Source organism: Nocardia sp. NPDC056000 (assembly GCF_042269265.1).
Taxonomy (GTDB): Bacteria; Actinomycetota; Actinomycetes; order Mycobacteriales; family Mycobacteriaceae; genus Nocardia.
In genome coordinates this window covers 439,952-456,812 of record NZ_JBHJXS010000010.1, presented here as the reverse complement: position 1 = coordinate 456,812, position 16,861 = coordinate 439,952, and the positions used below count along the sequence as shown (strand labels likewise).

Sequence of the window (16,861 nt, the reverse complement as noted above, 5' to 3'; positions counted from 1 at the left end):
GCCCCTTTTGCTATCCATAGCATTCTCGACATACATCGGGGGATAGATCCGGGACTTGTGCGGGTGCACTGGATTCGGTTCTCTCACACCTCACGGATCACAACGGTGATGTAAAGTGCCCTGCGTCGCTACACATTAAGAATTTGTTAGCAGTAACACAGTGGCAACAATGTGGCGACAAACTTACCCGGGGTTCCCCAAGAGCCCCATTTCAACCTCGGTGGTCGAGGTTGACCGCAAGAAACCTGATGAGGGGAAGTATGAGCGAGAACCGCACCCACGGTCTGCGTCGTGGTGCCCGCATTGCGGGTATCGGCGCTGCCGCGGCCGTGGCCATCGGCCTTTTTTCGACTGGTGCCGCTAATGCCGATACCTTCGTACCGTTGCCGGACGGTCAGAAGGCTGCGCCCAGTGGAACTGTGACGATCACCCGTACGGGTGAGCACGCCATCATTTCACCGTCGTTGTCCTCCAATGGCGCTGGCCGCGTCGTGTGGGTCACCGGCAATGCCGTCGCCGAGGTCACCGAGACCCCCGATGGCACGATCGGACCCAACAACGGACCTGCCAATGGCAACGGCTCCAACAATTCCTCCACCCATGGCGCCTCTCAGCTGAGCACCGGCTACATCGTCGGCTGCCAGGTGAACATCGCCGATAACGCCATCACCGCGGGACTTTCCGGCGGCATCAGCCTCAGCGATGCCTCGGTCGGCGGCTCCATCGGCGTCAACCTCGGCCCGGGTGAAGTCAAGTTCGTCCAGATCGATTACAAGGACATCCTGAAGCCGGGTACCTACGCGGTCGAGTACCAGGATGCCGAAATCCAGCTCCAGGGTTGCGCGGGTTACGCCCAGGCGCGGTCGTACACCACCGTCGAGGTCATCGGCGATCACTACTCCAAGACCACCCTGTACGGCCAGCCGTTCAGCATCGGCTGATAGTGGTCACCCCCGCCAAATCACTTCTCGCGCAAGCGAATTCAACCCTCGAGGGAAAACTGTAATGAACATCCGTAAGACTGTGGCGCGGGTGGCCGGTGTCGGCGCCGTCGCAACCGCCGCTCTTGGCCTGTTCTCCACCGGCGCTGCCAACGCCGATACGTTCGTCGGCCTGCCGGGCGGCGAACTCACCAAGACCCTGTCCGATGGCACCGTCGTCAACGTCAAGCTCGTCGGCGAATCCGCCAACATCAACCCGTCCATGGGCGCCACCCCGCTGCACCGCAACGCGTGGGTGTCGGCCTCGGCGCAGGTCAACATCTCCGGTGACACCACCGCGACCGGCGGCAAGATCTTCCCCGGTTACGTGGTCGGCTGCCAGGTGAACATCGCCGGTGGTGACACCAGCGCCGGAGCCACCGGTGGCGCTTCCTGGGACAGCTCGGGCAATGTCACCCCGTCGGCCGGCGCCACCGGCGGCGGCAACCTGAATCTCGGCCCCGGCCAGGCGAAGTCGTTCTACGTGCTCGACCTGGAGCAGGCCGACGACTTCGGCTCGGAGACCCACAAGGTCCGCAATGCCTTCAAGGGCAACAGCGGCTCGGTCACCTGGGCGGACGAGACCATCGGCCTGAACGGCTGCGCGGGCTACGCCCAGGCGCGTGCCTTCGTCAGCGTCGAGGTCGAGACCGACAATGTGATCACCTGGGTCACCCTGTGGGGCCAGCCGTTCTCGATCGGCTGATCTCGATCACGTAAGACGAACGGGCCCGGCGCATTTCGCGCCGGGCCCGTTCGTGTTCGCGTTTCTTTTGCGTAAATTCGCGCCCGGCTTCGGCTTTCGCGCCGACCAGGGGTTTCAGCTCTCGTGCCTGCCCCCGGCGGTGCCGTTCCGGCCCTCGGCGAGCAGATCCCGAATCTGCACCAGCACTTCATTATCCGAGAGCGGGGTCTCGGTACTGCCCCAGCGCGCCTTGGCCTTGGTGGCCGGAACCACCAGAATGAAGTACAGCAGCGCCGCGATGATGAGGAAGTCCAGCGCCGCCGTGATGATCGGCCCGATGGCGACGAAGGTCGCGGGTTTGTCCGCCACCAATTGGAACCCGAGCCCGAGTTCATTGCTGCCGCCGAATACCGCGAGCAGCGGATTGATGACCCCATTGCTGAAAGCGGTCACAACGGCCACGAACGCCGTGCCGATGACGACCGCGACGGCCAGATCGACGACATTGCCACGAAGCAGGAAATCCTTGAAACCCTTGAGCATTGCCGGAAACTCCTCTGCGTAAGCGGGGTGGAGCCTGGATGCGTGCGGGGGCGTGCCCCCGAACCCCTGGAAACGGGGCGGAACTCGTAAAACGGGTAGTGGCGATGCTAGTTCACGCGGCGGCCGGGTCAGTGGAACACGACGGTGAGCGCGGTGCGCAGGGATGCCGCGGCGACGGCCGTGGCGCGGCGGGAGTCCAGGGCCACCAGGACCACACGTTCGTCCTTGCCCGGGGTGGTGTTCGCGCCGGGAGCCAGCACCACGGCGGCGTCGGTGGCGAGTAGGCGGGCGGGGCGGCCACCGCTGCCGGACTCCTCGGCGGCGACCACGTCGACGCGGTCACCGGCGCGCAGGATATCGGCAACGGCGTTGTCGGCCAGGCGAATCGGGACGATGCGAGCATCGGGGGAGTGGGCGGCCACGGCGGCCAGGCGGGGGCCGATGACGCGCAGTTCGGTGAGGATCTCACCGGGTGCGACCGCGCCGGTCAGGGTCGCGCCGCGCAGTGCGCCGGGCTCGCGAATCGCACCGTCGGGGAGGGCGCTCGTCTCCCTGGGCGCGGGCCGCAGATCGCCATCGGCCAGGACGTGACCGGGCGGCAGTTCGCGGGCGGCGACCAGCACCTCGGTATGTCCGCCCGCCGGATCGCCGCGCACCGCGAGGACGGCGGCGAGCAGCAGTAGCGCGAGGGCCGAAATGCGCCGCAGCAGTACGCCATCGGCCCATGGCGGGAGTGCGGACGTGATGGATTCGAGGCGGGAACCGCGGCCGAGATCGGCATCGCGGCCGGGTGTGCGCAAGCGGATCATGCCCGGAAGCCTAGGCCCGGGCACAGATCAGCCGACCCTCGAAAAGGGTCGGCTGTGGATAACTTCGACGCTGTGGATATCGGTCGGAACGAACCGAATTCGCCTCGGTCGGAGCTACGGTCCGGGCGCGCGGATCAGGCCGCGGAGGTGCTGTTCGAGCTCGGGGCCGAGGTGGTCGCGGCCGGGGTGGAGCTACCGCCGCTCGCACCGTTGGAACCGCCGCTCGAACCGTTGGAGCTGCCGCTGTCCGAGGTGGACGCGGGCTTGGCGGCCTCGCTGGAGGTGGTGCCGTTGCGGCTGTCGGTGCGGTAGAAACCGCTGCCCTTGAATACGATGCCGACCGAGTTGAAAAGCTTGCGCAGCTTTCCATTGCAGCGATCACACGTGGTGAGCGCGTCATCGGAGAAGGACTGCACGATGTCGAACTTGTTGTCGCACTCGGTGCAGGCGTACGAGTAAGTAGGCATCGGGAAACCTCTCCACGGTCTTCGTCGATCTAGCACTCTACAGATGACAGTGCCAACACTGCCAATCGGGTGTCAATTCCCGGGTTATTCGTCCAGCTCGCGCAGTCCGCCGAACGGTGTCAGCGCCCATCCCATTCGATGGTCGTGCGATTCGCGCGGCAAATGCGCGACAACCTCATCGTCCCGCACCACCGCGATCAATCGGGCATCGGCTCGGCTCGCGTTCAGACTTCGATCGTAATAACCCGCGCCGCGACCCAGCCGTGTCCCACTCCGATCCACCGCCAGCGCCGGAATCAGAATCATCTCCGCCAGCCGCAGGGCATCGGCGATGGGTGCGCCCTCGGGCTCGCGCAGCCCGAATCGCCCGCGCCGCAACCGCTCCGGACCTTCGTACTCGGCCCACTCCAGCGGACCCGGCTCACCGGTCACCGGCAGCAGCACCCGCGCGCCCGCGGCCCGCAGCGCGTCCAGCATCGCGAGCGATCCCGGTTCGCCCCCGACCGGCACATACGCGCAGATCCAGGTGACCGTTTCGACCAGCGCCGCGGCGTGCCGAGCCAGGGCCTCGGCCTCGCGTTCCCGTTGTCCGGGAGTGATCGCCTTGCGCCGCGCCAGGATCTCGCCGCGCCAGGCCGCCTTGTCCCGCACTTCGCTCACGCCCCAACGATATGCGCCCGCGCCGCGCGTCCCGATCACCGACTATGTGGCGCTCAGCACTGTTCGCGGTGGCGGGAGTGGGTATGAAGTGGTGGAAGGGGTGCGCACATGCCCGATGGGTATGGCTTCGCGCGCCCGCGGTCCCGCGTTCGGTGCGCTCGGTGCGCGCCGGACGCTTAGGCTCTCGGGGACGTCGGGGCGTTGCTTCGGCCGCGACGACGCTCCAGACGGATGGATAGGGTGAGCTCATGACAGCTAATGGCGGCGGAGCCGAGTCGTGCTTCCGCACCGCGGTGGTGCCCGCGGCGGGGCTCGGCACGAGGTTCCTGCCCGCGACCAAGACGGTGCCCAAGGAGCTGCTACCGGTGGTCGACACCCCGGGCATCGAATTGGTCGCCGCGGAGGCCGCGGATTCCGGCGCCTCCCGGCTGGTGATCGTGACCTCGCCCGGAAAAGACGGCGTGGTAGCGCATTTCGTCGAGGATCTGGTGCTGGAGAGCACCCTCGAGGAGCGCGGTAAGCATCACCTGCTGGAGAAGGTGCGCAAGGCCCCGGCGCTGTTGGACGTCACCTCGGTGGTGCAGGAGGAGCCGCTCGGCCTGGGTCATGCGGTGGCACAGGCGGAATCGGTGCTGGACGCCGATGAGAGCGCCATCGCGGTGCTGCTGCCCGATGATCTGGTGCTGCCCAGCGGTGTGCTGTGCGCGATGGCCGAAGTGCGCGCCACCTACGGCGGTTCGGTGCTGTGCGCCATCGACGTGCCGAAGGAGGAGGTCAGCGCGTACGGCGTCTTCGACGTCGAGGTGCTGCCCGGTGCGGACGCCGATGTGCTCAAGGTCAACGGCATGGTGGAGAAGCCGCCGATGGAGCAGGCGCCGTCCACTTTCGCCGCCGCGGGCCGATACCTGTTGGACCGCGCCATCTTCGACGCGCTGCGCCGGATCACCCCGGGCGCGGGCGGCGAGTTGCAGTTGACCGACGCGATCGCCCTGCTCATCTCCGAGGGACATCCCGTTCACGTTGTGGTGCACCGTGGGTCGCGACACGATCTGGGTAACCCGGGCGGCTATCTTCGTGCTGCGGTCGATTTCGCTTTGGAACGTGAGGAATACGGTCCCGCCCTGCGCGAGTGGCTGGAGCAGCGGCTCACCTCGCACGAATGAGCGATGCCGCCGACGGGGTGTGGTTAGTGCGCGAGACCAGGGAAGGGCGGCATGCGCTCGGTTGAGGATCAGCAGATCAAGGTGACCGCGGCGGCTGTGGCGCCGCGGCCCGTTCGGGTCGCTATCTCGGAGGCCCAGGGACTGCTGTGCGCCGAGGATGTGGTCACCGAGCGTCCGCTACCGGGTTTCGATCAGGCCGCCATCGACGGTTATGCCGTGCGCAGCGTGGATGTTTCCGGCGCGGGCGCCGATATTCGCGGTGAGGACGGCGAACCGGTCGAGCTGACGCTGCCGGTGGTCGGCGAGGTCGCGGCCGGTTCGCGCCAGCCCATTCGCCTGCAACCGCGCCAGACCGTGCGCGTGGATACCGGCGCTCCGCTGCCGACGCTCGCGGATGCCGTTCTGCCGCTTGATTTCACCGATGGCGGGCGCGCCCGGGTGAAGGTGTACGAGCCGGTGCGCTCGGGCGATTACGTGCGCCGCATCGGCGATGACGTGCAGCCGGGCGATCTGGCGGTGCGCGCGGGCACCATCATCGGCCCGGCCCAGGTGGGCCTGCTCGCGGCGGTGGGCCGGGACAAGGTGCTGGTGCATCCGCGCCCGCGCCTGTCGGTGCTCTCGGTGGGCGGTGAGCTGGTCGATATCGATCGCACGCCCGGACCGGGCCAGGTCTACGACGTGAACTCCTATGCCCTGGCGGCGGCCGCGCGCGATGCGGGCGCGGATGTGAACCGCGTGGGCATTGTCAGCGCCGATCCCAAACGCCTGCGGGATGTGGTGGAGGGTCAGCTGGTTCGCTCCGAGGTCGTGGTGATCGCGGGCGCGGTGGGTGGCTGGGCGTCCGAGCAGATCCGCGAGGCCCTGGAGGGCCTGGGCGAATTGGAGATCACCCGCGTCGCCATGCATCCGGGTTCGGTGCAGGGTTTCGGCCTGCTGGGCCGCGATGAGGTGCCGACCTTCCTGCTGCCGTCGAATCCCGTTGGCGCGCTGGTGGTTTTCGAGGTGATGGTGCGGCCGCTGATTCGAATCGCGCTGGGGCGCAGACATCCCATGCGCCGGGTGGTGCGGGCGCGCACGATTCTGCCGATCGCCTCCATTCCCGGCAGGCGGGGTTATCTGCGCGCGCAACTGATGCGCGATGAGCAGACCGGCGATTATCTGGTGCAGCCGCTGGGCGGGCCGAACGGCGCGTCCTCGCATCTGCTGGCCACCATGGCCGAGGCCAACAGCCTGATCGTGATCGATCCCGATGTCACCGAGGTGCGTACCGGTGACGAGGTGCGGGTCGCCTTCCTCGCGCAGCGAGGCTGAGGCCTTGGACATGAACGTCTTCCGGGCCGCCCAGCATCCGGGCTGGCCCGCACATCTGGGACCGGTGCGCGTGGCTGCCGGTCAGGTCACGTTGCGGCCCATCCGGTTACGGGACGCATCGGCGTGGAGCCGGATTCGCACCCGCGATCGCGAGTATCTGGAGAAGTGGGAGCCGACCGGGCGGGGTTCCTGGGAGGCGCGCAATCACGCCGGGAATTGGCCGTCGCTGTGGTCGAGCCTGAAGGCCGAAGCCCGTCGCGGCGCGATGATTCCGCTGGTGATCGAGGTGGACGGCACCTTCAGCGGGCAGATGACGGTCGGCAATATCGTGCGCGGCGCATTGCGTTCGGCGTGGATCGGCTACTGGGTCTCCAAGGAGGTCAGCGGTCAGGGCGTGGCGACGGCCGCGCTGGCGCTGGGCCTGGATCACTGCTTCGGTGAGGTGGGCCTGCATCGGGTGGAGGCCACGGTGCGCCCGGAAAACCTTGCCAGCCAGGCGGTATTGCGCAATGTCGGTTTCCGCGAGGAGGGGCTGCTGCGCCGCTATCTGGATGTGGACGGTGCGTGGCGGGACCATCTGCTGGTCGCGATGACGGTCGAAGAGGTGTCGGGGACCGTGGTGGACAAGCTGATTCGCTCGGGGCGCGCCGCACAGCCGTGACGTGCGGTGTACCCGTCGTTACCCGCGTGTCGCATGCCGCCGCACCGGTTGATCTGGACATCCGTACCGAGTCCGAGTCGTGTGACTACTGTGGCAGATGTTGACGGCGCGCCTGCGGGTTATTCCTGGGACGCCGAACTAGCCTACGGACGTCGGTGGTGCGTCCTCGTATGACCGGCAGGTGCTGTGGTGCACGTCGATGGACGATGTACGAAGGGATGCGAGCCAGGCGGGGACGGAGGTGTTGGGCGCGATGCCGAATTCGATCTTGTGGATCGGACTGGTCGTGCTCTGGGTGTTCGTGCTGTTTCCCATGTTGGCCGGCCGCCACCCCCGCATTCGCCAGCACACCGACGCGGCGCTGGCCACCCGGGTGTTGCATCGCGGGGATACCGAGCGACGCATCAGAAAAGGTCCGGCATCCGGACATGACACCGACCCGGACTACGTGCCGGTTCGCAGGAAGCATCACCACGATGATCCGGAGGATCGGATGACCAGATCGGACGACAGCACTCGAGCTGAATCGGACGACGAGGATTTCGACACCGCCCGCGAACGCGATACCGAGAGCGCGGTTTCCGCGCCGGAAGCCGTGGTGGCCGACGCTGCCGATCCGGTGACCGAAGCGGCAGGTGATGAATCCGAGTCCGGGACAGCGGAATTCGACAGTGATACGCGAGCGCCCGGGGAGCCCGACGATATTCCCGGCGATATGAACGATGAGCGTCCCACGCGCACAGCGCATGCGGACGATGCGGAACCGGCCGAGGATGTGCGCGCGCCCCGCGACGGTGACGGCGAACCGCGCAGGCGAGTGCGGATGGACGCCCCGCCGCGCAGCCGGGTGCCCGCGCTGCGTGAACCGGAGCCGGAGTTCGACGAGGACGAATTCGACGCGGACGACCCGGATTTCGTGCCGTCCCGGCGCGGCCGCGGTGGCTACGATCCCGAGGCCGATGCCATCGCGCGCGCGGCCCGCTACACCTTCCGCCAGCGCGCGGTGCTGGGCCTGGTGCTGAGCACCCTGCTCTTCGCCGGTGCGGGACTGGCGATTTCGGCCACCCTGTGGTGGCTGGCCGCGTTCTCCGGAACGGTGCTGGTGGGCTATCTGGCCTATCTACGCAAGCAGGTGCGGCTGGAGGAGGATATTCGCCGCCGCCGTGCCGCGCGCCTATCCCGTTCCCGCCGTGAGGATGCCGAAGCGGAGGCGGCGGCCGAGGCCGATCGCCCGCTGCCGGATCGGGAGGAGACGCGCACGCAATTGCGGCGCGCGGTGCTGGTCGAACCCGATGACGAGGATCCGCTATTCGAGCATCTGGAATTGTTCGATGCCGCTACCGCACGGGCCGTCCGGGAACGGGCCGCCGGTCGCGTTCGCCGCGCGGTCGGCGAATAGCTCCGCAGCCCACGTAGTTAGGCACTGAAACTTCAATGGGTGCCCGGCCATTAGCCGGGCACCCATTGTCTTGTCGTATCCGCTAGCGGGTTCCGGGCATTCGGGTGGTTACCGGGATCTGCTGTTCGATGAGTTCGGCGAGGGTGCGCAGTTTGGCCGCGAATTCGCGGGCCGCCACCGGATCCTCGGTGGAGCCCTTGACCACTTTGGAGGAGAGTGCGGCCAGCCGGGTTTCGGCGGCGCTGAATACATCGGGTGCGGAGGGTGCGTCCTCGGCGAGATCGCCGCGCAGCCAGGACTGCAACCGCCGCACCACCTCACCCTGTTCGTAATCGCCGGGCAGCACCGCGATCGCTTCCCGGAGTTTGCCCGCGGTGACCTTCGCATCGGCCGCGAGGGTGGTGTAGACGGTCACCGCCGCGTCCTCGCCGTGCGCGGCCATGATCGGCAGCAGCTCGCGAATCTGGCCCTCGTTGATGGAGGGCGCGACCGGATGCAGCCGCGCCGCCAGCGGCCACGCGCGAATCAGCTTGTGCGCGTAGGAACGCTGCATATCCCAGCGCTTCTCCACATAGTCGTCGAAGGTGGCGTGCTCGGCTCGATAGAGGCGGCCGTCCCGCACGATCTGTAATGCGCGCCCGGCCACCCAGAACGCGACCCGCAGTGCGTCGATGGAGGATTCGCACAGATCGAGCTGTTCCAGCTCGCTCGCGTTGAGCGGTCCCTCGCCCGCCGCGGGCAGCGGCATGGTGAGCACGCTCGGCGATGCGGTGGCCGCGCCCCGCAGCGTGGAGCCCACGCTGCGCAGCGCCGGATCGATGCCGCGCATGGCGGATTCGGCCCGCTGCACCGGTTTCAGCTTCGGCTTCGGCGACTCCGGCTGCTCCGCTTCCGCGTCGGCGCTCGGGGTGACGAACATGGCCGCCGGTGATTCCGATGTCATGGCGGGAGGCAGCACCATTTCCGGCTTCACTGCTTTCTGCGTGGGTTTCGTGGTGGCGGGAGTCGGTGCGGTGCTGTGCCATTCGGCATCGCGCAGCGGGGAGACCGGGGGCGTGTGCTCGGCTTCGTCGGAGAGGGGATTGCGGGTGGTGGCGGGGTGGGTGCCGCCGATGCTGCTCTTGCGTCTCTGCGGGGGCATCAGGCCGATACCTCCAGTGCTTCGGTGGCGGTGCGGTTTTCGTGGTACGGCCGCAGCAGTTCCTCGCCGACCTGGCTGTATTCGCCGAGATCTTCGATGGGGTTCTCCGCGCCGTCACCGACCTCACCGTCGGCGGCCTCGCGGTACCACTTCCACGCGCTCACATACGATTCGAAGACGTCGTAGCCCGCGCCTTCGAGATTGGTTCGCTGCGTGCGGTATTCGGTGGAGACATTGACGCCGTTCTTCATGGTGACCGGAACCTTGGTCATGAGCACCCGCACCCGAATGGGTTTGGCGCTTTCGGCTGCGGCCTCCTCGGCGGCCCGGTAGGTACTGGGCACGCGCTTGACCTCCGACGGGCTCACGCTGGTCACCAGGATCAGCTCATCGCTCTCGGGTACCGCGGCCTTGAAGATATCGGCCGATTCACCGCCCGCGTCGACAATGATCACCTGGTACTTCCCGGCATTGTCGGTGATGCAGTCGTTGACGTGCCGGGACGGGAAGGCGATCAGTTCGAAGGGGACCTCGATATTCTCCTTCCGCAGTCGCCGGTACCAGGAGTATCCGGTCTGACTGAGCGGGTCGGCATCGATGACGAGTACCCGGAGTCGATGCACGGTGGCGAAATACGAGGCGAGGAAGAAAGCCGACGTGGTCTTGCCGACGCCGCCTTTCAGATTCCCCAGGGTGACCACCAATGGCTCGGGTAGTTCGGGTAGCGCAGCGGAATCTGTCATTGAATCCTCCGGATTATGAGGAGGGAGCTCGTATACGCAAGTCTCACACGAGTGCCCGCGCGGGCCCCGTATTGCCGGTCTGTTTCGCGAAAAAGCGGCTGTGTCCAATTGGACACAGCCGCTTTTGTTTACGAATCCGTTATGAATAACACGCGTGTCATTCGTTACCCGCCTTGCCGAACAGGCGTTCTATGCAATGTGGAACTGCCGCAGTACCGAGATGTTCGTGACCGGAAACCGGATAGCTGACGCTTGATGGAAGGACCGCATCATGGAAAGTATCGGTGATAGACAGAACCTGCCCCAGCTGCCGCGCCTGTCGTGGCGGAGCTTGACCACCGGCATTCTCGCCGCCGCCGGAATCGGTGCGGCACTGCTGTTCACAGCGGGTGAGGCCGAGGCGACGCCGGTGACCATCCCCGGTATCGGCCAATTCGAGGTCGCCGACGAACTCGCCGCCCGGCTCGGCATCATCGCCCCCGCACCGGAAGTGGCGGTCGTCGAGGTTCCGGTCGTGGACGAGTCGATTATCGAAAGCTATGAATTCCGTCCCGTGACGATTCTCGGCGCGGGTGTGAATTCGAGGACTCCGCGCCTCGCGGCGATTCCGGAACAGCCCGGACGACCGGTGCTCCCGGAATCCGCACCCGCGGCTCTGCCCGAATCTTCGCCAGTGGTGATGCCCGAATCCGCACCCGTGGTGATGCCGGAATCCGTCCCCGCGAATATCGCGGCGGAATCGCGTCAGGTGACCGTTGCCGGTCTGGGCGAATTCTCCATTCCGAGCGCGCTGCCGTCGCTCATGGGAATTCCGGGCGTGACCGATACCGCCGCCGTCCCCGCGCCGATGCCCGCCGCGATGCCGAAGAAGTCCGCGGGCGAGCGCGCGGTGGAGGCGGCCCGGACCAAAATCGGTTCGAATTACCGTGCCGGTGGGGCCGGTCCCGATAATTTCGACTGCTCGGGTCTGGTGCAGTGGTCCTATCACGAGGCGGGTGTGGATTTGCCGCGCACGAGTTATTCGCAGCTGGCAGCCGGCACCCCGGTTTCGGTGGATGAATTGCAGCCGGGCGATCTGGTGTCCTTCTACGGCGGCGGCCACTCCGCGCTGTACGCGGGCGACGGTCAGGTCATCCACGCCGCCACATACGGTTCCGGCGTGAAGCTCTCGCCGATGAGCGAGATGCCCGTCAGCGGCGCCCGCCGCTTCTGAGCATTCAGGGCCAGCCGACGGCATTCGCCCGGAATACGAATTCCGGATACGAGACGCCACCGGTCCCACCCCACAACTGCTGTGCCATGACCCGCAGCCGGGCCCGCAACGGATCGACGATCTGTTCGGGAGTCATGGCCTCGGGATCATCGCACCAGAGGAAGAGCATGGAACCACGCAGCAGCCGCCGATCCGCGTCGGGCAGTCGTGAACCGTTCACGAAAAGCCCGGGGTCCCAGGCGTACAGGAGTTCGGGCGGTGCGTTCAGCGCCGCGGCCGGTCCGCCGGTGACGAAGTACGCCGGTGTGAAGGCGGCGTTCAGGATGGGATGTCCGGCCGCGGTGAGCTCGGCGGGCGTGCGCCCGCCGGGCAGCCACGGCAGTCCGCCCGCGCTGGACGACCAATACTGCATGACCACTTCGGTTTTCGGTGCGACGGTGACGGCCTGGTCGAACCCGTCGTTCCAGGCGCGCGGTGTCCTGCCGAAGGATTCGACGATATCGGCGGCCCAGTTGGCGAAGGCGACGATGACATCGCCGGGCGCGGCATCGGGTCCGATGACCCGGGTGGCGTATTCGCTCAACTGCGGATACCGGCTGTAGTCGCTGATGTACTCATCGCAGCCCAGATGCCAGTAGCGGCCGCGGAACATGGGTACGAACTCGTGCAGGATATCGCTGATCAGTTGGTAGGCGGCGGGATTGGTGAGGTCGATCTTGCCGCCGACGCCGCCCGCGATGAGGTTGTCGCGCTGGGCATCCGCCGAGCTGGTGTGCGCCGGGCGCAGCACCAGGTCCTGATGTCGGGCGAGAATGGCGTTCATATGGCTGGGCATATCGATTTCCGGCACGATCTCGATGCCGTACGAGTCGGCGTAGTCGAGTATGTCCGCGATATCGGCGGCGGTGTAATGCAGCGGCGAGGTGATTTCCGGATGGCCGCGGCTGTCCAGCCGGAAGCCCTGGGAATCCGAGAGATGCAGCTGCACCATATTCATGCGCAGGTGGGCGGCGTCCCGAATTCGGGCTTTCACCCAGTCGGCCGGGAAGAATTCGCGGCCGGTATCGAGCATGAGCCCGCGCTCGGCGTAGTCCGGCCAATCCTGTGCGCTGCCACCGGGAATGGTGCCGGACTGCCGCAACCACTGCAATGCGGTCTGGGTGCCGTGCGCGATGCCGGGCAGGTCGCGGGCGCTGATGGTGAGCCGGTCGGTGGACGAAATACGGTACGACTCAGCGGGTTCCGGTGCGTCGCCGGTCTGGACCAGCACGATGTCACCGGCGCGTGCGCCCGTGCCGGTGACCGATACCGGTTTGCCGATGCCGGTGAGATCCTCGGCCAGTCGTTGGGCGGGTCCGCGCGATGCCGCGTCGGCGACGATGCGGGCGTCCGATCCGAGCGTGAATCCCGTTCCGCCGGAGATCCATTGCTTGATACTCGGAATTGTCGGCGGAAGCTGTTGTGCGACAACAGGTTCCGCATTCGCGCCGGGTGCGGCGGCCATAACGCAGGCCGTCGCGGTCAGCCAGCGGGCGATATTCCGGGTGAATCGCGAACGGACCACCATCGAATTTCCTTTCGGCGCGTCGAGACCGGCATAAATTACCAGTCGCCTGTCACAATGCTGCGGACAACCACTTCATCCGGCACGGAGTAAGAGGTGCGAAATGAGTAAAAGGCAATCGATAACGCTCGCCCGCGCGGCGGCGGTGGCGCTGGCGACTTTCACGGTCGCGGCGCTCTCGACTTTCACCGCGGGTCCGGCGAATGCCGCCCCGGTCTGCGCGGGCGCGGGTCAGCCGACCGTGGTGGTCGCGAATCCGGGTGGCGCACTGGAGGGTTTGACGATCGATCCGGCCGGGCGCGCCTTCACCACCGATCTGCTTACCGGTCGCGTTTTCCGGATCGACTTCCCGGGCGCGGCCGCGGTGCCGATCGCCACGGTGCCCAGCGGCGGCGGTGGCGCGCTGGCCTGGACGCCCGATGGCAAGCTGCTGGTCGGCTACGGCGCGGACGCCCGGGTGATCGCGGGTGACAGTCTGCGGCACGCCGGCATCGTCACGGTCGATCCGGATACCGGCGCGATGGCCCCGTACGCGGCGGGTTTGAGCGCGGCCGACGGTATGGCCGTCTCACATGACGGAATCGTCTACGCCACCAATGATTTCGCGAATCTCATCGGCCGGGTGTACCCGAACGGCGCGGTGCAGGCCGATTGGGGCAATCTGCCCAGCTCCAATGGCGCGGTGCTCAGCAGTGACGATCGCTTCCTCTATGTCTCGCGGACTTTCGTCAATCCCGGGGTGAGCCGCATCCCCACCGATGCCCCGTGGGCGCCGCAGTCGGTGCTGGATCTGGGTGGCGGTGACGCGCTGGACGCCCCCGACGGTCTGACGCTGGATTCGCTGAATCGTCCGGTGGTGCCGCTGAATCCGTCGGGGCAGGTGGTCCGGATCGATGCCAATAACCAGTTCTGCGTGCTCGGCTTCGGCAACAACCTGACCAGCGTGGTGAGTTACGGCCGTGGCGGGCAGGGCTTCTCGGCGGGCCGGTTGTTCGGCGCGACCTTCACCGGTGTGGTGTACGAGATTCCGGGCGGATTCGATCCGAACGCCCGCACCGCCGCACCCTGACCGGGGCACGAGCAACGTCGATCTGTTCGGGGCGGGGCGAACGCTACGTTGCGTTCGCACGCCCTGCGATCGCGATATGCACTCGAAAGTTGTATTACGCCAGGTTAATTCACTTTGCAGTCGAGCAATAATGCTGCAGCCTAATGCGATTGGGTTGGTGTTGTGTTGCAATAGATTTGGTGAGGGAGGTGGTGCCCATGCCCGGAGGGCGGCTCACGCCGGAGGATCGCCGGCGCATTGCCACGGGTTTGACGCAGGGACTGGGGTACGCGGAGATAGCCCGCCAGCTGGGCCGTCCCACGTCGACGGTGAGCCGGGAGGTGACCCGCAACGGCGGACCGGGCGATTATCGCGCCGATCTCGCGCACGCCGCGACGGTGGTGCGCTCGCGGCGCCGGGTGGCGCGACCCCGGCGGATCGAAAAACCGCCGGGCGCAGACGAATACGGACGGCTACCGGCGGTGGTCGGCGATTTCAGCGCACAGTTCGCGGAGCTGTTCGCGCGCACCGGGGTGCCGAAGATGGCGGCGGCGGTGCTGGCCCGGCTCTATGCCGCCGACTCGGGCAGCATCACCGCCGGTGAACTGGTGCGATATCTGCGGGTGAGTCCGGCGACCGTCTCGGCGGCCGTCGGCTATCTGGAGGGGCAGCAGCTGATTCGCCGGGAGCGCGATGCGGGCACCCGCCGGGATCGCTATTTCCTCGACGAATCCGCCTGGTACCGAGCCACTCTCGCGAGCGCCCGGGCGAATGAGTCGCTGGCGGCCAAGGCGCGTGACGGCGCGGCGGCGCTGGGTATGAATTCCCCTGCGGGGCAACGGCTGCTGGGGATGAGCGAGTACCTGGAGAAGGTCGGCCTGGATATGGTCCGTTCCGCCGAACGATGGCGCACGCAGCTGGGGGCCTGACCGAATCCCGGGGCCGACGTGCCTCGACCATAGACATACATACGGTATGTATGTAAAAGTGGTGGGGTACCCACGGGCATTGGAGCAACGATGGCAACAAGCACATCACTCGGCCGTACCCACGAAATCGACGTCCCCGGCGGCCGCATCAGGTACCACGACACCGGCGAGGGCCCGCCGGTCGTCTTCATTCACGGATTGCTGGTCAACGCCGATCTCTGGCGCAAGGTGGTGCCGCGGATCGCGGCGGCGGGCTACCGCTGCCTGGCCCCGGACCTGCCGCTCGGCTCGCACGAAATCCCGGTTCCCGCAGCGGATCTCACCCCCACCGGGGTCGCCGATCTGATCGCCGCGTTCCTGGAGCGGATGGATCTGCGCGATGTCACCCTGATCGCCAACGACACCGGCGGCGCGATCACCCAGATCCTGCTGGCCCGCGATCGCTCCCGCATCGGGCGGGTGGTGCTGGCCTCGGTCGACAACTACGAGCGCTTCCTGCCGCCGCCGCTGACGGTATTGCCTTGGCTGGCAAGGATTCCGGGCTCGGTCCGCCCGCTCACCGAGGCCATGCGCTGGCGCGCCCTGCATGCGCTGCCCATCGGCTTCGGCTGGGTCGCCAAACGACCGGTGCCGCCTGAGATCGCGGATTCGTATCTGCTGCCTAGTCGGCGCTCCGCCGCCATCCGCAAGGATCTGCGGCGGCTGCTGCTGACCTTGAACAAGCGCTACACCCTCGAAGCGGCGCGGAGTTTCGGCGAAATCGAGATCCCGGTGCTCGTGGTCTGGGCCAGTGAGGACAAGTTCTTCCCGGTCGCCGGGGCCGAGCGGCTGGTCCGGGATTTCCCGAACGCCACCCTGCGCCTGATCGACGATTCGTACACCTTCCTGCCGGAAGATCAACCCGAGTTGCTCGGCAGCACGATCCTGGAGTTCACTCGGCTGCATGCCACGCCGTAGCCAGGAGGACCGCTCGCGCACCACCCGGGCCGCGCTCGAGGACGCCGGACGCCGGCTGTTCACCGAGCGCGGCTTCGCCGGTACCTCCGCCGAGGATCTGGTGGCCGCCGCCGGTGTCACCCGGGGCGCGCTGCACCATCACTACGGCGATAAGCGCGGATTGTTCCTGGCGGTGCTGGAACAGGTGGAGGTGGAGGCCTCCGCCGAGATCGGAACCGCCATCGCCGCACACGATTCCGCCGATATGCTGGGCGGGATGGCCATCGGCCTGGCCACCTTCCTGGAGATCTGCCGCCGCCCCGCCATGCTGCGGATCGTGCTGCAGGACGGCCCAACGGTGCTGGGCTGGCAGGCTTTTCGCGAATTCGAGGCGCAGCACGGGCTGGGCCTGATCGTCGATATGCTCGAGCGCGGCCGGCAGGCGGGCCTGATCGTCGATGCCCCCGTCCCGATGCTGGCCCAGCTCCTGATGAGCGCCCTGACCGAGGCTTCGCTCATGGTCGCCAATGCCGAGGATCCGGATCTGGCCCGCGCGCAGGCCCAGCAGTCCCTCATGCTGCTGCTCGCGGGCGTTCTCCGTACCTGATT

Annotated in this window: 18 protein-coding genes; 11 read left to right on the top strand and 7 right to left on the bottom strand. The window is 67.0% G+C overall.

All coding sequences use genetic code 11. From position 1 onward, the window contains the following. The first annotated feature begins 260 nt into the window (after nt 1–260). Entirely contained in the window at nt 261–941 is a 681-nt protein-coding gene (locus ACFC4D_RS29655) for an MspA family porin (RefSeq protein WP_364642355.1), read from the top strand. A gap of 64 nt (nt 942–1,005) precedes the next feature. Next, nucleotides 1,006–1,686 carry an MspA family porin gene (locus ACFC4D_RS29650; protein WP_375964701.1) on the top strand — a complete coding sequence of 227 codons (681 nt, stop codon included), beginning with the start codon at nt 1,006–1,008 and terminating at the stop codon, nt 1,684–1,686. 114 nt (nt 1,687–1,800) lie between these two features. Here the strand turns inward: ACFC4D_RS29650 and mscL are convergent, their stop codons facing one another. The 4 genes from mscL to ACFC4D_RS29630 all read right to left on the bottom strand — a co-directional run bounded on the left by mscL (nt 1,801) and on the right by ACFC4D_RS29630 (nt 4,144). Beyond that, nucleotides 1,801–2,208 (bottom strand): large conductance mechanosensitive channel protein MscL, encoded by a 408-nt coding sequence (mscL, locus tag ACFC4D_RS29645; protein WP_364642349.1) that lies wholly within the window; start codon nt 2,206–2,208, stop codon nt 1,801–1,803. Between the two features lie 128 nt (nt 2,209–2,336). Continuing rightward, nucleotides 2,337–3,017 (bottom strand): SAF domain-containing protein, encoded by a 681-nt coding sequence (locus ACFC4D_RS29640; RefSeq protein ID WP_376068230.1) that lies wholly within the window; start codon nt 3,015–3,017, stop codon nt 2,337–2,339. Between the two features lie 134 nt (nt 3,018–3,151). Beyond that, nucleotides 3,152–3,484 (bottom strand): FmdB family zinc ribbon protein, encoded by a 333-nt coding sequence (locus ACFC4D_RS29635; RefSeq protein WP_376068228.1) that lies wholly within the window; start codon nt 3,482–3,484, stop codon nt 3,152–3,154. Nucleotides 3,485–3,568: 84 nt separating this feature from the next. Further along, nucleotides 3,569–4,144 (bottom strand): 5-formyltetrahydrofolate cyclo-ligase, encoded by a 576-nt coding sequence (locus ACFC4D_RS29630; RefSeq protein ID WP_376068226.1) that lies wholly within the window; start codon nt 4,142–4,144, stop codon nt 3,569–3,571. Between the two features lie 248 nt (nt 4,145–4,392). On the opposite strand from ACFC4D_RS29630, the gene ACFC4D_RS29625 reads away from it, so the two are divergent. The 4 genes from ACFC4D_RS29625 to glpR all read left to right on the top strand — a co-directional run bounded on the left by ACFC4D_RS29625 (nt 4,393) and on the right by glpR (nt 8,678). After that, nucleotides 4,393–5,307 (top strand): UTP--glucose-1-phosphate uridylyltransferase, encoded by a 915-nt coding sequence (locus ACFC4D_RS29625; RefSeq protein ID WP_364642337.1) that lies wholly within the window; start codon nt 4,393–4,395, stop codon nt 5,305–5,307. A gap of 51 nt (nt 5,308–5,358) precedes the next feature. Further along, entirely contained in the window at nt 5,359–6,618 is a 1,260-nt protein-coding gene (glp, locus tag ACFC4D_RS29620; protein ID WP_364642334.1) for a gephyrin-like molybdotransferase Glp, read from the top strand. A gap of 10 nt (nt 6,619–6,628) precedes the next feature. Continuing rightward, nucleotides 6,629–7,279: a GNAT family protein gene (locus ACFC4D_RS29615; protein ID WP_364642331.1), complete on the top strand. Its 651-nt coding sequence runs from the start codon at nt 6,629–6,631 to the stop codon at nt 7,277–7,279. Between the two features lie 253 nt (nt 7,280–7,532). Then, nucleotides 7,533–8,678, top strand: a complete 1,146-nt coding sequence (glpR, locus tag ACFC4D_RS29610) for a gephyrin-like molybdotransferase receptor GlpR (protein WP_376068224.1) — start codon at nt 7,533–7,535, stop codon at nt 8,676–8,678. A gap of 82 nt (nt 8,679–8,760) precedes the next feature. On the opposite strand, the gene ACFC4D_RS29605 is transcribed toward glpR, so the two are convergent. After that, nucleotides 8,761–9,819, bottom strand: coding sequence for a hypothetical protein (locus tag ACFC4D_RS29605; protein WP_376068222.1), 1,059 nt, complete (start codon nt 9,817–9,819; stop codon nt 8,761–8,763). Then, entirely contained in the window at nt 9,819–10,562 is a 744-nt protein-coding gene (locus tag ACFC4D_RS29600; protein WP_375964718.1) for a ParA family protein, read from the bottom strand. Before ACFC4D_RS29600 ends, ACFC4D_RS29605 begins: the two co-directional genes overlap by 1 nt. A 271-nt stretch (nt 10,563–10,833) precedes the next feature. Here ACFC4D_RS29600 and ACFC4D_RS29595 point away from each other — a divergent pair, with 271 nt between their 5' ends. Further along, nucleotides 10,834–11,775, top strand: coding sequence for a C40 family peptidase (locus ACFC4D_RS29595; protein ID WP_376068221.1), 942 nt, complete (start codon nt 10,834–10,836; stop codon nt 11,773–11,775). A 4-nt stretch (nt 11,776–11,779) separates the two neighbouring features. On the opposite strand, the gene ACFC4D_RS29590 is transcribed toward ACFC4D_RS29595, so the two are convergent. Further along, nucleotides 11,780–13,342: a beta-N-acetylhexosaminidase gene (locus tag ACFC4D_RS29590; protein ID WP_376068219.1), complete on the bottom strand. Its 1,563-nt coding sequence runs from the start codon at nt 13,340–13,342 to the stop codon at nt 11,780–11,782. A gap of 100 nt (nt 13,343–13,442) precedes the next feature. Here ACFC4D_RS29590 and ACFC4D_RS29585 point away from each other — a divergent pair, with 100 nt between their 5' ends. The 4 genes from ACFC4D_RS29585 (at nt 13,443) to ACFC4D_RS29570 (ending at nt 16,859) form a co-directional block, all read left to right on the top strand. After that, nucleotides 13,443–14,408, top strand: a complete 966-nt coding sequence (locus ACFC4D_RS29585; protein ID WP_375964727.1) for an SMP-30/gluconolactonase/LRE family protein — start codon at nt 13,443–13,445, stop codon at nt 14,406–14,408. A gap of 197 nt (nt 14,409–14,605) precedes the next feature. Continuing rightward, the gene (locus ACFC4D_RS29580) at nt 14,606–15,316 is read left to right on the top strand and encodes a helix-turn-helix domain-containing protein (protein WP_376068217.1); all 711 of its coding nucleotides are present in this window, start codon (nt 14,606–14,608) and stop codon (nt 15,314–15,316) included. A gap of 90 nt (nt 15,317–15,406) precedes the next feature. Then, on the top strand, nt 15,407–16,273 hold the full coding sequence (locus tag ACFC4D_RS29575; protein ID WP_376068216.1) for an alpha/beta fold hydrolase: 867 nt from the start codon (nt 15,407–15,409) through the stop codon (nt 16,271–16,273). Continuing rightward, nucleotides 16,260–16,859: a TetR/AcrR family transcriptional regulator gene (locus ACFC4D_RS29570; protein WP_375964735.1), complete on the top strand. Its 600-nt coding sequence runs from the start codon at nt 16,260–16,262 to the stop codon at nt 16,857–16,859. Before ACFC4D_RS29575 ends, ACFC4D_RS29570 begins: the two co-directional genes overlap by 14 nt. Nucleotides 16,860–16,861 lie beyond the last annotated feature (2 nt).